This is a genomic window from Flavobacterium nitratireducens (assembly GCF_029625335.1).
GTDB classification, from domain to species: Bacteria; Bacteroidota; Bacteroidia; order Flavobacteriales; family Flavobacteriaceae; genus Flavobacterium; species Flavobacterium nitratireducens.
The window spans coordinates 2,570,603-2,585,247 of record NZ_CP121111.1 but is presented as its reverse complement, the minus strand read 5'-3'; the positions used below and the strand labels follow the sequence as shown (position 1 = coordinate 2,585,247).

The following is a 14,645-nucleotide window of genomic DNA, read 5'->3' as shown; positions in this document are numbered from 1 at the left end:
CTACTTTGAAATTGCTATTTTTTTATTGCAATAGTTCTAAAATTTTATTTTCTACTTGCTCACTATCCCAAATCGTTTCAATGTTCTCCATTCTCAAAACTTCTTCCATTATAGTATTTTGAAAATCTCCCAATGCTAGCGCTTCTACATATGGACGATCACTAAAAGTCACTCTACTATACAAAGGTATCCATTTATCAGGATGTTTTTCTGAAAACCATTTTTCAATTTTCTTTTGCAACAAAAACTTATCATCCGCCGTTTTTGTACTCATTTCCATAAAGTTTCGATACGAAAGTTCAGCAATTGCATCAGCATTAGGTTTTCTAGATTTTTCATACTCTGAGAATACTTTTTCCCAATCATCACCATATTTCTCCATCATTTCATAAAGCACCGTAATATCCTCAAAACCCGCATTCATTCCTTGACCATAAAAAGGCACAATGGCATGACAAGCATCACCAATTAAGGCAATTTTATCGGTATAAGCCCAAGGAAAACATTTCATTGTAACCAGTGTACTGGTGGGATTTTTAAAGAAATCTTCGGCTAAATTAGGAATCACTTCTACCGAATCGGGGAAATTCTTTTCAAAAAAGGCTTCCACTTCTTTTCGATCTGTTAAAGAAGCAAATGAATTTTCTCCTTCAAATGGCATAAACAATGTACAAGTAAAACTTCCGTCTAAATTAGAAAGCGCAATTAGCATATACTCTCCACGAGGCCATATATGAAATGAGTTTTTATCTAATTTATGAGAACCATCTGCATTAGCAGGAATATTCAATTCTTTGTAACCTATATTTAAAAATTCCTGAGAATAATTAAACATACTTTGACGCTGCATACGATGACGAATTCTGGAAAAAGCGCCATCAGCACCAAAAACCATATCGTATTTTCGTTCTTCCCATTCGCCTCTTTCGGTCTCACCAATATGCAAAGTCGCAGTTGCCAAAGTAACATCCCAAATTCTTTGTTCAAAGAAAAATTCAGCACCTGCTGCTTCAGCAAGATCAATCATCTTACGATTCAAAGTTCCTCTCGAAATCGAATAGATAGATTCGCCCTCTTGTCCGTAATTTTGAAACTTCAAACTATCTACCAGATGGATGGCACGTTTATCCATTGGGATAGCAATTTCTCGCACTGCATCACCTACACCTACTCCATCTAGCGCTTTCCAACCTCGGTTTGACATTGCCAAATTAATGGATCTACCCGAAAACTTTATTTTTCTTATATCCGGACTTCTATCGTAAATATGAACTGTATGACCAGCTTTTTTTAAGTAAATAGCTAATAAAGATCCCACTAAACCAGAACCTACAACTGCTATTTTTTGGGGAGTTTGCATTGTTTTTTATATAAAAAGTAGGCAAAATTACTGATTTATTATTTGAACAAGCCTGAAAAAGGATAGTTTTTACCGCTTGAAAATATATATTTTGTTGGATATATCCAAAACCCAACTTCGAATTTGCAACTAAATCATTTTACCATTTGCAAAAATACCAAACAATATAAGGTACTAATATGATAATTATCAGTTTTTAAAAGAGAGATAATTCTAAAATTTGCACAAATTATTATTACAGGTATGAACAAAACAAAAAATCAACAAACAATTCATAATTTCCATATTCCCGTTATGGGACTTGCCTACACTATTGACACTCCTATTAGAGTGGCACATTATGGAATTTCATCCGTAATTTCAATTGCAGACGATGAATTAATTGAAAAAATGAGTGCATTTTACCATCAAAAATTCAACTTACCGTATCAAGAAATTACAAAAAAAGTAGCAGATTATAGAGCAAAACGTATTACTTCTTATTTAAATCTAGTTGATACGATTGTAAAAGAGAAATTTGATAAATTTAAAAACGAATTAGCAGAAAGCAAGGAAGCTTTAGAAAACTACATTGCAATTCTACCTAACAAATCAGAAATCAAAAAAGGGCTTGAATCGTTTATTGAAGGAGGAATAAATTGGAAGGAGAATGTTAAAAATTATATCGAAAAACACCTAACTCCTGGGGCAATTGATGTCAATATTATGACAAAATTAGACAAAGACAACTTTGTAAAAAACGAACAATTGCCTGTTATTTTCAATGATGCGCACGCTGCCTTGAGAGGTTTTGCAAATAGTACTGTAAATTCCTCTATTGTACTTTCGGCGGGGATGAATCCAAGATTGTACAGCTACTTTGAAAATTTTGACAATTTTTACCCTGACGAAAACAACTGCTTAAAAAAGAAAATCACCTTGAAAGTGAGCGATTTTCGTTCGGCTATGATTCAAGGAAACTTTCTAGCAAAAAAAGGACTTTGGGTTTCAGAATACCGCATCGAATCAGGATTAAATTGTGGTGGGCACGCATTTGCTACAGACGGCTATTTATTAGGTCCAATTTTAGAAGAGTTCAAACAAAAAAAAGACCAACTAGTTCAATCTGCCTATGAATTGATGATTAAAGCTTTGGAACAAAAAGGAAAATTAATTCCAAACGAACCTTTAGAATTAAAAATCACAGTTCAGGGAGGTGTTGGCACTTCTGAGGAGCACGATTTTTTATTAGAATACTACAATGTAGATTCGGTAGGTTGGGGATCGCCATTTTTATTAGTTCCAGAAGCTACTTCGGTAGACAAAGCCACTCGCAACCTATTAATTAATGCTAAGGAAGAAGATTTATATTTAAGCCAAATATCTCCTTTAGGGGTTCCTTTTAACACTTTAAGAGGTACAACGAATGAAAAAATAAAGCAAAAACGTATCCAAGAAAGTAAAGCCGGAAGTTCTTGTCCCAAAAAATACTTGGCTTTAAATAAAGACGCTGAAGGTAATGGAATTTGCACAGCATCAAAAAAATTCCAAGATTCTAAATTAGAAGAATTGGAAGCCAATCGAAATACAATTTCTAAGGAGAATTACGAAAAAGCTAAACAAGCCATCACTGAAAAATCTTGTCTTTGTGTAGGTTTAGCCAATGCTTCTTATCTAGAGAACAACATTAAAATAAAAGGACAAGATCAAGGTGTCGTTGTGTGCCCAGGACCAAATATGGCTTATTTTGATCAAGAAGTATCGCTGTCTAAAATGATTCAACACATATATGGTTATACTTCTGTTTTAAGAACTCCAAATCGTCCTCATTTTTTTGCCAAAGAATTAAAAATGTATATTGACTATTTAAAAAATGACATTCAATCCATTAGTGACGAAATCAACAATGCGAAAACAAAAAAATTAGAATCTTTTAAAGCTAATCTTTTAGAAGGAATCAACTATTATCAAACATTATTTTCAAATATTCCAAATTTTGAATCCATCAAACAGGAAATTAATAAGCAGATTGAAAATTGTAAAAATGAAATCAATGCTATTGAAATTCCAAAATTACAACTGACATAACAACAAAAAAGCAGCCTTCTCTATCTAATATTGAGAGGGCTGCTCTTTTTATAAAAACAACTTATTGCAATTTTAGTTTGTCAAATCTAATTTTTCAGCAAAATATTCACAAAAATCTTTCATTGTAGCCGCCATTTTTTCATCACCAGTAGCGCGGTGAAAAGTATCGGACATAGCGACTAAAGTTTGATGAAAGAAAATTTTCATTTCATCTACAGGCATATCTTTAGTCCACAAATCAATACGCATACTTTCTTTAGCTTTACTATCCCAAACAGAAAGCATAATTGCTTTTGATTCTTCTAATTCTATTCCCCCGTCTTTAGCCGTCCAATATAGTTTTTCCGGAATACGGTTTTCATCTAATTCTACTAGAAAATTAATTTCTGATTTATGTGTATTTGACATTATTTCTTAGGTTTATAATTTGATTTCTCGAAAATTTCTTTTGCTGATAATTGCATTAATTGAGGCAAAGATACTTCATTATTTTTCATAAACGAACGAACAATTTGCCAGCCTAACCAAGCCCCCACCCTTCCTGGTGATTCATTATCAATTTCTAAATAAAATTTTGAAAAAGGAGCCGGACTTATAAAACGAGGTATCAACTTTTGATCGTCATCATACAGCAATTGTCCATCAATAAAGTAGCGCCAAATATAGCTTTCATTTTCCTGACACCATTGTAATTGTTCTTTAGTATAACCCATTTTTTCGGCATCGGTATATTCCTCTTCTAAAAGTGCATCTTTAAGATACAAGCCTTTTCCTGTATCAATCATTGCTGACAAGAACGATTTATCTCTTGTAGGCATTACTTGTCTTCTAGCAAAACTTTCTACCACATCAGGCAGCAATTGTCTCGGTTCAAAATTTTGTTTTATGTAGTTTGGAAATTGATAAAACTTATGGTCTTTACCTAAATACATTTCTAAGGAAATAATCATCAAACTATCAGCGTAAATCACCTTATTCGTATAATCCATTTCCGAGATAATAGTAAAAACCCTTTTAGGTGTTTGTACTTTTGGAAATTCATATTTAATCCTTTTTAAAACCCCTTCAATTTCTAATTGATATGGTTCAAAATCAGAGAATTTTTTTTCAACTTCGGCATACAATTCTCTCCATAGAGGGTTTTGCATTTTTTCTAACCAAACGGAATCATCATTACCTTCAGGGAAGAAAAAAGGGTACTCTTGTTTTATTTTTGATAAATCCTTAGGAGCCGTTTCAAAGAAGATTTTATCAAATCGAACTAGCTGAACATCCATAGGAATAGCCTCTATTTCTTGTTTTAACTTGTTTTTGGTTTCACAAGAACAAAAAAAGGAAAATAGAACTAAGGAAATTACACATGTTTTCATTTTATTTTAATTAAATTTGCAGCAATATATTGAGATAAACAGTAGTTTACATAAAATTTTGCCCAAAGATACGTCCCTAACGACTAAAATTTAAACTATAATGACTAAAAAAAGCAATATAAAAGTTGAAGAAGTTAATAACCAAATTATCAATTGGTTAAAAAGCTATGCAGAAAATTCTAAAGTTAACGGTTTTGTTGTTGGAATTTCTGGAGGTGTAGATTCTGCTGTAACCTCAACCTTATGTGCTCAAACTGGACTTCAGGTTTTATGCGTTGAAATGCCCATTCACCAACACCAAAGTCATGTAAGTCGTGCGAAAGAACATATCGAACAACTCAAAAAACGTTTTACTAACGTAAGTAGTGTACAAAGTGACCTTACCTCTGTTTTCGAAGCTTTTAAAAAGGAAGTCCCTACGGATTTTGATGAATACAAACTTAATTTGACACTAGCCAATACTCGTGCACGTCTTAGAATGACAACCTTATATTATTACGCAGGAGTACATGGACTTTTAGTTGCAGGAACTGGAAATAAAGTTGAAGATTTTGGTGTAGGTTTCTACACTAAATATGGAGATGGAGGTGTTGATCTAAGTCCTATAGCCGATTTAATGAAATCTGATGTTTTTGCTTTAGCAGCCTACTTAGGCGTACCACAATCTATTTTAGAAGCACAGCCTTCAGATGGTTTATTTGGTGATGAAAAAACCGATGAACAACAGCTAGGTGCCAGTTATGATGAATTAGAGTGGGCTATGCTGGAAGACGAAAACAAAAATTCTCAAGAGAACTATTCAGAAAGACAAAAAGAAGTATTTAAAATCTACAAAAAATTAAACACAAACAACCAACATAAGATGAATCCTATACCTGTTTGTGTAATTAATCGATATTAATATGATTTTATCTTTAAAATGTAGTATTATACTTTTTTTTCCTACTTTTAGAATACAATTCACACAAAAATTAAACCCTAAAAAAAAAAATCATGATTAAAGTTTGTCTAGCCGATAATTATCCGGTAGTACATTTTGGAGTAAAGTCTTACTTCAAGGACCATTCAGACATCTCAATTGCTGCCAATGTAGGTAGTTTTTTGATGATTAGAGATATCCTTCAAACAAAGGATATAGATGTTCTAATTTTAGATTTAGAATTAGAAGGTCTATCAAGTATCTTTGAGGTAAAATCACTTTTAAAAGATTTCCCAAAGACTAAAATTATTATTTTCAGTAGTCTTTCTGAACAAATTTATGCGCCAAATGCAATCAAAGCTGGTGTTGCTGGATATGTTCATAAAAAAGAAAAATTAGAGACTCTTGGACAATCAATAATCAAAGTACATCAAGGTAAGGTTGTTATGAATGAAACAATCAAGAAAAACCTTGCTCTAATTGCTAAACAAAGTAAAAGCGAGCGCTTGTATCGTAAACTTTCTAACCGTGAAGTAGAGGTTTTACGTTATTTAAGTGGTGGAAAGAAAAACCATGAGATTGCAGAGATCTTAGGCTTAAACGAAAAAACAATTAGTACTTACAAACTACGTTTATTAACTAAATTAAATGTTACTAACCTAGTTGATTTAGTTAACAAAGCTAAGAGTTTAGAGATCGTTTAATTCAAAAACGAGACATGACTCTACCCAGCTTTTTTGAAAAAGCACGAGTTAGTTCATTATAGTCTCTTATCATCATCAAAGACTCCATATTATCCTGATCAGGAGATATGGAGTTTTTTAATTCCTCTATAATTCGACCAACTAAATACCACCTTAGAGTTAAAATTGTCTCCGAAACATTTTGAGCTACCGTTTCCTGCTTGGACTTTGGAAAAATATTTTGCCCTTCCCAATTATGCATTACTAATCGTTCATCCTCCATTAAAATATCCGTCACTTCTTGAGCATACTCGGAAGGCAAACGCATTAAATATTGTTCCAAACTGAACTTATCATTTTGAAGATAATAATTAATTAAATCATTAAAAATTCCTTTAAATAAAGGATTTGCTAATTCTACCTCATCCTCTTGCAAACTCAAATAAATACGTTGAAAAACTTTATAGGATTTCACTTCTGTGACAGTTACAATCTCACCATCATCATTCGTTTTCATCAAAACATCTTCAAAATCTTCGGTTTTATTACCGTACAAAAGTAAAATTTCAATTATTTTTCGTTCCAAACGGTACAGAACATCAACTTTTTCTGTTGACTCACCTGAAAAATTAGACTCCCCAGGATAATCCTCTGGAGGCCCAAATCTAGGATCCTCAGGATCTCCTCCAGAAAAGCCAGTAGTATTTGGATTTTGATTTCTATGAACTTCAAAAGGTTTTTGTTCCTGCTTTTGTTTCTTTGCAACTTCAGCAGCATCTTTTTGAATCAATTGAGCCAAAGTACTAATCAAAACCTGCTCCGAAATATCCATAATACGGGAACATTCCTGAATATAAACTTCGCGCTGAATACGGTCAGGAATTTTAGAAATACTACCTACCATATCTCGAATCAAATCGGCTTTCTTGATCGGATCATTTTTAGCTTCATCCATCAAAAGTGAAGCCTTAAATTGTATAAAGTCTTTAGCGTTATTTTCTAAATAGGCTACTAAATCGTCATGAGGTGTTTTTTTGGCAAAACTATCCGGGTCATCTCCATCAGGAAATGTACAAACTTTAACGTTCATACCCTCTTCCAGAATCAAATCGATTCCACGAATAGAAGCACGAAGTCCAGCTGCATCCCCATCAAAAAGTACCGTTATATTTTTAGTCAAACGGTTAATTAATCGAATTTGGTCTGGAGTCAAAGCTGTTCCTGAAGAAGCAACAACATTCTCTATACCCGCTTGATTAAATTGGATCACATCTGTATAACCTTCAACCAAAAAACAGTTATTCAACTTGGCGATAGATTGTTTCGCTTGAAAAATTCCGTATAAAACCTTACTCTTATGATAAATTTCACTTTCAGGTGAATTGAGGTATTTAGCCGCTTTTTTATCATTAGTTAATATTCGACCTCCAAATCCTAAAATACGTCCCGACATACTTTGGATAGGGAACATCACACGACCTTTAAATCGATCAAAAGGGCGATCTTCTCTTGGAATTGTCAAACCGGTACTTTCCAGAAATTCTAGTTTATATCCTTTTCCTAGCGCTTCCTTAGTCAAAGCATCCCAAGTTTCTGGAGAATAACCTAAACTAAACTTTTTTATAGTTTCAAGAGTAAAACCTCTTTCTTTAAAATAAGAAAGCCCTATTGCTTTTCCTTCTTCAGTATTTAAAAGGGTTTTATGAAAATAATCTTTCGCAAATTCAGAAACCAAATACATACTTTCGCGCGCATCCATATTGGCTTTTTCAGCGTCCGTTTGCTCCGTTTCTTCGATTTCGATATTGTATTTTTTAGCCAAATAGCGAATGGCTTCCGGATACGTAAAATGGGAGTGCTCCATAAGGAAAGCGACTGCGTTTCCTCCCTTACCCGAACTAAAATCTTTCCAAATCCCCTTAGCTGGCGACACCATAAAGGAAGGCGAACGCTCATCAGAAAACGGACTCAAACCTTTAAAATTACTTCCCGCACGTTTTAATTGCACAAAATCACCAATAACCTCCTCAACACGGGCAGTTTCGAAAACAGTATCTATTGTAGCTTTTGATATCAATTTATTTGGAAATTTTAAAAAATTGAAAGATTTAAGAATTTAAAGATTGTAAAATTACACAATCCGAATCAAAAAAAATCTATTTCTTTCTTTCAATCACATAATTCACCATTAGAGTCAAGGCGTCTTTGAATTCAGAATCGGGGTAATTTTCCAGTAATTGGAGCGCTTCTTGCTGAAATTGAATCATTTTATTTTCGGCATAAGTCAAACCATTATTGTTTTTGACAAAGGCAATTACTTCTTTGACGCGTTTTTTGTCTTTGTTATGGTTTTTAATCGAATTGATGAGCCAACTCTTTTCTTTTGAAGTACAAGTATTCAAGACATGAATTAAAGGCAAAGTCATTTTTTGCTCTTTGATATCAATTCCGGTAGGTTTACCAATGGCATCATCAGTATAGTCAAATAAATCGTCTTTGATTTGGAAAGCCATTCCGATTAGCTCTCCAAACTTGCGCATATTTTCTACCTGAACTACATCTTCAGAAACTGATTTCGCTCCTAATGCACAACAAGCCGCAATAAGTGTAGCGGTCTTTTTTCGAATAATTTCGTAATATACATCTTCGGTAATATCTAATCTTCTGGCTTTTTCTATTTGCAATAATTCTCCTTCACTCATTTCGCGAACAGCGACTGAAATAATCTGAAGCAAATCAAAATCGCCATTATCTATAGATAGCAACAATCCTTTGGACAATAAATAATCCCCAACTAATACCGCAATTTTATTTTTCCAAAGCGCATTAATAGAAAAAAATCCACGACGACGATTACTATCGTCCACCACATCATCATGCACTAAAGTGGCTGTATGAATCAACTCAATTACCGATGCTCCGCGGTAGGTTCTTTCATTTACATTTCCTCCCGAAATCATCTTAGCCGTTAGAAAAACAAACATAGGACGCATTTGTTTTCCCTTACGATTTACGATATAATAAGTAATACGGTTTAACAACGCCACTTGAGAGGACATCGACTCATAGAACTTTTTTTCAAAAAGTTCCATTTCTTTAAATATGGGTTGTTTTATTTGAGAAGTAACATTCATTTGGAATTCAAAGGTACATTTTTTTAATAAATTAAAACAAAAATTAGCTTTTGATAAATTATTAAAAAATACTTAAAAATCCGGATGCAATAAAATATCTTTATAATGTTGGTTAGAAAAGTTAACCTCTCAATGCTGTAAATTAAACTTTTCTTAATAACACACCAATAAAAAGAACTCTATTTTTACCAACAAATAACTATTACATGAAAAAATTACTGATTGCATTATTGATTTTATTTAGCTCAATTAGCAATGCTCAAAATGCAGAAAACATTATTATCATTACCACAGACGGTTTAAGATGGCAAGAAGTTTTTGGCGGAATGGATGAAGTTCTAGCTCGAGATCCAAAATTCAACCAGAATGACAGCACCTATATTTTTAATACCTATTGGGACAAAAACCCAATTGAACGCAGAAAAAAACTAATGCCTTTTTTATGGAGCAATTTTGCAGCTCAGGGACAAATATATGGTAATCGAAACTATGAAAACAACGTTAACAATGCCAATAAATATTGGTTTAGCTACCCTGGCTACAGCGAAATCATGACAGGATATGCAGACACACTAGTCAATTCTAATGCTTATCCCCCAAATCCACATGTCAATGTTTTAGAATTTCTAAACAAACAATCAAAAATTAAGGGTAAAGTAGCCGCTTTTGGAGCATGGGATGCGTTTGATCGTATTTTGAATGAAAAAAGATGTGGATTCCCAGTAATCTCGGCTTTTGACAAAGTAGGCGGTAACAAACCTACTGAAAACCAAAAACTAATAAATGCAATGCTAGAAGATTCATTTAGACCTTTTCATAATAATGAATGTTTAGATGTTTACACCCATTATGAAGCTTTGGAAGAATTGAAAACAAACAAACCACGTGTGTTGTATATTGCTTACGGCGAAACTGATGAATGGGCTCATGAAGGTTCTTACCGTTATTATCTGGATGCAGCACATCAAGTTGATGCCTGGATGAAACAACTTTGGGAATTGATTCAAAAAGACCCTCAATATAAAAACAAAACAGCTGTCGTTTTCACCACTGACCACGGCCGAGGTGATGCCATAAAATCCCAATGGACTAGCCATGGTAGTCAAATTAAAGGAGCTTCCGAAATTTGGTTTGCAGCAATGGGGCCTAATATTCAAGCTAAGGGAGAAATACAGGAAAAAGGACAAATTTACCAAGAGCAATTTGCCCATACTATAGCAAAAATTTTAGGCTATACTTTCAATGCTAATCACCCCATAGCAAAAGAAATCCTTGGAGTTTTTAAATAAGCTAACTAAAAACAATAAAGGGGTTGCCTAAAAAGCAAACCCTTTATTGTTCTTACATTTAAAACTAAGCTTCTTTATTAGCCAATTGTCCACAGGCAGCATCAATATCTTTACCTCTACTTCTTCTCACTTTTACCACCACACCTATAGACTCTAATCCTTTTATATAAGCATTAATTGCTTCTTGGGATGCTTGTTGAAATTCTCCATCGTCAATAGGATTGTACTCAATCAGATTCACCTTACAAGGAACATATTTGCAAAATTTTACTAAAGCATCTACTGAAGCTTTATTATCATTAATTCCTTTCCAAACCACATATTCATAAGAGACTTTACTCTTTGTTTTTCGGTACCAATATTCCAAAGCTTCACGCAAATCAGCCAAAGGAAAATTTTTAGAAAAAGGCATAATTCGTGCTCTCACCTCATCAATTGCCGAATGTAAAGAGACTGCTAATTTGAATTTTACCTCATCATCAGCCATTTTCTTAATCATTTTAGGAATTCCTGAAGTCGAAACCACAATACGTTTAGGCGACATCCCCAATCCTTCTTCCGAAGTAATCATATCAATAGCCTTAATAACATTATTATAATTCATCAATGGTTCGCCCATTCCCATGAAAACAATATTCGACAACGGATGATTAAAATACAAGCGACTTTCTCTATCTATAGCAAGAACCTGATCGTAAATTTCGGCAGGTTCCAGATTTCGCATTCTTTTTAATAGAGCAGTTGCACAAAAATTACAATCTAAACTACAACCTACCTGACTGGAAACACAAGCAGTAGTACGGGTTTCGGTAGGAATCAATACCGATTCTACTACCAATCCATCGTGCAAACGAACCGCATTTTTAACCGTTCCGTCATCCGAACGTTGCATCGTATCAACCTTGATATGATTGATAACAAAATTATCTTCCAGCATCGCACGTGTACCTTTGGAGATATTGGTCATATCCTCAAAACTGTGTGCTCCTTTGCTCCACAACCATTCATAAACTTGATTTCCACGAAAGGCTTTATCCTTATTGGTCACAAAAAAATTGCGCAATTCCTCTTTAGATAGGGCTCGTATGTCTTTTTTCTCAATTTGCATACTGCAAATTTAATGACTATTTGTTTATTTATTACATCAATTCAAATAAATGCTCGTGTGTTGTTTTGATAATTTGGTAACTTTGCCCAAAATTGAAAAAAATCAAAAAATGCATTTCATATCTCCAGAATTAGAGGATTATATTGAACAACATTCTGAAAATGAACCCGAATTATTAAAAGCGTTAAACAAAGAGACTTACCAAAAAATTCTTTTGCCTCGAATGCTAAGTGGCCATTTTCAGGGGCGCGTGTTAAGTATGCTTTCCAAATTAATTCGACCTGTTAACATTCTTGAAATTGGCACTTATACAGGATATTCTGCGCTTTGTCTATGCGAAGGAATGCGAGAAAACGGTATTTTGCATACTATCGATATCAAGGAAGAGCTAGTAGATTTTCAAAGAAAACATTTTGATAAATCCCCTTGGGGAAAGCAAATCGTGCAGCATTTAGGAGAAGCTGTTGCTATTATCCCAACATTAGATGTGAAATTTGATTTGGTTTTTATTGATGCCGACAAAGAAAATTACCTGAATTATTTTGAAATGATTGTTCCAAGAATGAATAAAGGCGGTATTATTTTATCTGATAATGTGCTTTGGAGCGGTAAAGTACTAGAACCTTTAAACCCTAAAGACATTAGTACCAAAGTACTATTAGAATACAATCAAAAATTGAAAGAAGATCCAAGAGTTGAGACCGTATTACTTCCTATTCGCGATGGATTAACGGTTAGTAGAGTATTATAAAAGAGTACTCAACAAAAAACGCACATCTAAACTTTTAAATGTGCGTTTTTTGTATATCGTTTCACACCTACAACGGGAAATATTTAATTTGGGTAAACTTATATATTTTGTAAGCCAAGAAACCTGCAGTCATTCCAAAGATATAACCACTCAAAATATCCAGTGGGTAATGCAATCCTAAATAAATACGGCTGTAAGCAAAAATTAACGGCCATAAAAACAAAAAAATTGCATCTCTAAAATAAGGCTTGATAACATGATAAATAAACATGGCTGCAGCCATACTATTAGCGGCATGTCCTGAAAAGTAACTAAATGATGATCGTGATTGTACAATCCTAATGTAAGACTTGATATCAGGATTATTACATGGACGCAATCTTTCTACTCCAAACTTCACCAAATTAGTGATTTGATCTGTTACCAGCAACAATAAAGCTATTGATAAAACCACATACAAGGTTTGTTTACCACCTATTTTTTTATAAATAATATAGAGCAATAGTAGAAAAAAAGGAGTCCAATTGATTTGTCGGGTAATAAAAAGCCACAACCCATCAAAAGTCTCAGAGCCAAGTCCGTTTAAATAAACGAATAATCGAACATCGAGTGCTAAAAGTTTATCTAACATTAAAGACTACGTTTTACAGGACCTGTTATATCTTCTATATTCTCTTTTAGTTTAGTAACCTGAGTCACCGAATCCCCTAAAAGATCCTCTTTTACTTTATCAATTTGTGTATTTATACCACCTGTCATTTCTGATAAAGATTTTGCATCTAAACCATTTTCTTCAGCTCCTTTTTGGATTTCGCTCTTTATATCGTTAGTAGCATTTTTTAATTGAGCCATTGCTTTACCCATAGTACGTGCCACTTCTGGTATCTTGTCTGATCCAAAAAGCAACAATACCACAAACATTATAAAGACTAATTCTCCTCCTCCTATACCAAACATATTCTGCGTATTTTTTTGGCAAATATACCAATTTTAAAAAAGCCTACTTTAAAATTTTTCATAAATTAAACTCTTTGACAGACTTATAAAAAAGTGATTTAAAATGGAAATACTATCTGTTATTTTTATTTTTTAAAGACTAGCTTATTTAAAAAAAGAAACAAACACACTTCAAAATACACTAACTTATTTTATATCTTCTACTGCAATAATCGCTTTGTATTTTTCAGCTAATTCTGCTAACAAAAACTCTATTGAGGTCCTGTTTTTTGTATCCAAAACTCGCGTAAATTTTTGATTATCGACCACATAATATTCAAAACCTTTTATATACTCCGATGGCAAACCTAATTTATTTACAAAATATTCATCGGTAAACATTTTCTCAAGTGTCCCCATGTAGGTCTCCTTCTTTTCGATTGCAATACCTTTTTTTAACATTGCACTTCTACCAGATATAAGATTTATTATTGGATCTAAACCCAGTGGATTTTGACGAAACGAACTTGCAGAAGCGTATTTTCGCTCAGCGGGAGTATATTTTTTTTGATTAGGAGAAATAATACCTAAGGAAACCGCATTAATATTGCTGTAATTAATAATTGTAACTTCGTTCAATTCGCGAGCAACCGCTACTAAATGAACATCTAAAATTTTATTACAAAAATCATCTTCACACAACACTACTTCTTTTCTTTTAAACTGCAAACCTGAAAATACTAAAGTATCTGCTTCTTGAGCGTTAATAGAAAAATCACCCATTTGATTTGTAAAAACAGCTTGTTCAGTCCTTTTATTAATAATACATACTCCTTCTAAATTCGATATATAGGCATTGATTTTTCCTTTCAAGACCAAGGAATCCCTTTTTTGTCCAAAACAAAAAACGGAATACAACCCAAGAAAAAAAGTAAATATTTATGCATTATTCTGAATTTCAACAGGGTAAAAGTAACACAGAGCTATCCCAATTTGTTATTAAGAAGCTGATAAAAATATGTTAATAC

General features: G+C 33.3%; 14 protein-coding genes. 5 read left to right on the top strand and 9 right to left on the bottom strand.

Annotated features, from left to right (window positions below; genetic code table 11):
• Positions 1–22: 22 nt before the first annotated feature.
• Positions 23–1,360 carry an FAD-dependent oxidoreductase gene (locus P5P90_RS12120; protein WP_278034926.1) on the bottom strand — a complete coding sequence of 446 codons (1,338 nt, stop codon included), beginning with the start codon at positions 1,358–1,360 and terminating at the stop codon, positions 23–25.
• Positions 1,361–1,603: 243 nt separating this feature from the next.
• On the opposite strand from P5P90_RS12120, the gene P5P90_RS12115 reads away from it, so the two are divergent.
• A complete protein-coding gene (locus P5P90_RS12115) occupies positions 1,604–3,427 on the top strand; it encodes a hypothetical protein (protein WP_278034925.1) in 1,824 nt (607 codons plus the stop codon).
• 72 nt (positions 3,428–3,499) lie between these two features.
• Here the strand turns inward: P5P90_RS12115 and gldC are convergent, their stop codons facing one another.
• Both gldC and gldB read right to left on the bottom strand, forming a co-directional pair.
• Positions 3,500–3,835, bottom strand: coding sequence for a gliding motility protein GldC (gene gldC, locus P5P90_RS12110; RefSeq protein ID WP_278034924.1), 336 nt, complete (start codon positions 3,833–3,835; stop codon positions 3,500–3,502).
• On the bottom strand, positions 3,835–4,797 hold the full coding sequence (gene gldB / locus P5P90_RS12105; protein WP_278034923.1) for a gliding motility lipoprotein GldB: 963 nt from the start codon (positions 4,795–4,797) through the stop codon (positions 3,835–3,837). Before gldB ends, gldC begins: the two co-directional genes overlap by 1 nt.
• Positions 4,798–4,897: 100 nt before the next feature.
• Between gldB and nadE the strand changes: the two genes are divergently transcribed.
• Positions 4,898–5,698 (top strand): NAD(+) synthase, encoded by an 801-nt coding sequence (nadE, locus tag P5P90_RS12100; protein ID WP_278034922.1) that lies wholly within the window; start codon positions 4,898–4,900, stop codon positions 5,696–5,698.
• A gap of 92 nt (positions 5,699–5,790) precedes the next feature.
• Positions 5,791–6,420 (top strand): response regulator transcription factor, encoded by a 630-nt coding sequence (locus P5P90_RS12095; RefSeq protein ID WP_278034921.1) that lies wholly within the window; start codon positions 5,791–5,793, stop codon positions 6,418–6,420.
• 1 nt (position 6,421) lies between these two features.
• Here the strand turns inward: P5P90_RS12095 and dnaG are convergent, their stop codons facing one another.
• On the bottom strand, positions 6,422–8,476 hold the full coding sequence (gene dnaG, locus P5P90_RS12090) for a DNA primase (RefSeq protein WP_278034920.1): 2,055 nt from the start codon (positions 8,474–8,476) through the stop codon (positions 6,422–6,424).
• Positions 8,477–8,555: 79 nt separating this feature from the next.
• On the bottom strand, positions 8,556–9,533 hold the full coding sequence (locus P5P90_RS12085) for a polyprenyl synthetase family protein (protein ID WP_278034919.1): 978 nt from the start codon (positions 9,531–9,533) through the stop codon (positions 8,556–8,558).
• 206 nt (positions 9,534–9,739) lie between these two features.
• Between P5P90_RS12085 and P5P90_RS12080 the strand changes: the two genes are divergently transcribed.
• On the top strand, positions 9,740–10,822 hold the full coding sequence (locus P5P90_RS12080; RefSeq protein ID WP_278034918.1) for a sulfatase-like hydrolase/transferase: 1,083 nt from the start codon (positions 9,740–9,742) through the stop codon (positions 10,820–10,822).
• 64 nt (positions 10,823–10,886) lie between these two features.
• On the opposite strand, the gene rlmN is transcribed toward P5P90_RS12080, so the two are convergent.
• Positions 10,887–11,930 (bottom strand): dual-specificity RNA methyltransferase RlmN, encoded by a 1,044-nt coding sequence (gene rlmN, locus P5P90_RS12075; protein ID WP_278034917.1) that lies wholly within the window; start codon positions 11,928–11,930, stop codon positions 10,887–10,889.
• 109 nt (positions 11,931–12,039) lie between these two features.
• Between rlmN and P5P90_RS12070 the strand changes: the two genes are divergently transcribed.
• Positions 12,040–12,681 (top strand): O-methyltransferase, encoded by a 642-nt coding sequence (locus tag P5P90_RS12070; protein ID WP_278034916.1) that lies wholly within the window; start codon positions 12,040–12,042, stop codon positions 12,679–12,681.
• A 67-nt stretch (positions 12,682–12,748) separates the two neighbouring features.
• Here P5P90_RS12070 and P5P90_RS12065 read toward each other — a convergent pair whose 3' ends face one another.
• The 3 genes from P5P90_RS12065 to P5P90_RS12055 all read right to left on the bottom strand — a co-directional run bounded on the left by P5P90_RS12065 (position 12,749) and on the right by P5P90_RS12055 (position 14,496).
• Positions 12,749–13,312 carry a phosphatase PAP2 family protein gene (locus P5P90_RS12065; protein ID WP_278034915.1) on the bottom strand — a complete coding sequence of 188 codons (564 nt, stop codon included), beginning with the start codon at positions 13,310–13,312 and terminating at the stop codon, positions 12,749–12,751.
• Positions 13,312–13,638, bottom strand: coding sequence for a Sec-independent protein translocase subunit TatA/TatB (locus P5P90_RS12060; RefSeq protein ID WP_278034914.1), 327 nt, complete (start codon positions 13,636–13,638; stop codon positions 13,312–13,314). The genes P5P90_RS12065 and P5P90_RS12060 overlap by 1 nt, the downstream gene beginning before the upstream one ends.
• 186 nt (positions 13,639–13,824) lie before the next feature.
• Positions 13,825–14,496 carry a hypothetical protein gene (locus P5P90_RS12055; RefSeq protein ID WP_278034913.1) on the bottom strand — a complete coding sequence of 224 codons (672 nt, stop codon included), beginning with the start codon at positions 14,494–14,496 and terminating at the stop codon, positions 13,825–13,827.
• Positions 14,497–14,645: the final 149 nt, after the last annotated feature.

Coding starts and splice junctions, on each gene's coding strand:
- P5P90_RS12120 (WP_278034926.1), bottom strand. CDS start 1,360: ATGCAAACTCCCCAAAAAATAGCAGTTGTAGGTTCTGGTTTAGTGGGA.
- P5P90_RS12115 (WP_278034925.1), top strand. CDS start 1,604: ATGAACAAAACAAAAAATCAACAAACAATTCATAATTTCCATATTCCC.
- gldC (WP_278034924.1), bottom strand. CDS start 3,835: ATGTCAAATACACATAAATCAGAAATTAATTTTCTAGTAGAATTAGAT.
- gldB (WP_278034923.1), bottom strand. CDS start 4,797: ATGAAAACATGTGTAATTTCCTTAGTTCTATTTTCCTTTTTTTGTTCT.
- nadE (WP_278034922.1), top strand. CDS start 4,898: ATGACTAAAAAAAGCAATATAAAAGTTGAAGAAGTTAATAACCAAATT.
- P5P90_RS12095 (WP_278034921.1), top strand. CDS start 5,791: ATGATTAAAGTTTGTCTAGCCGATAATTATCCGGTAGTACATTTTGGA.
- P5P90_RS12085 (WP_278034919.1), bottom strand. CDS start 9,533: ATGAATGTTACTTCTCAAATAAAACAACCCATATTTAAAGAAATGGAA.
- P5P90_RS12080 (WP_278034918.1), top strand. CDS start 9,740: ATGAAAAAATTACTGATTGCATTATTGATTTTATTTAGCTCAATTAGC.
- rlmN (WP_278034917.1), bottom strand. CDS start 11,930: ATGCAAATTGAGAAAAAAGACATACGAGCCCTATCTAAAGAGGAATTG.
- P5P90_RS12070 (WP_278034916.1), top strand. CDS start 12,040: ATGCATTTCATATCTCCAGAATTAGAGGATTATATTGAACAACATTCT.
- P5P90_RS12065 (WP_278034915.1), bottom strand. CDS start 13,312: ATGTTAGATAAACTTTTAGCACTCGATGTTCGATTATTCGTTTATTTA.
- P5P90_RS12060 (WP_278034914.1), bottom strand. CDS start 13,638: ATGTTTGGTATAGGAGGAGGAGAATTAGTCTTTATAATGTTTGTGGTA.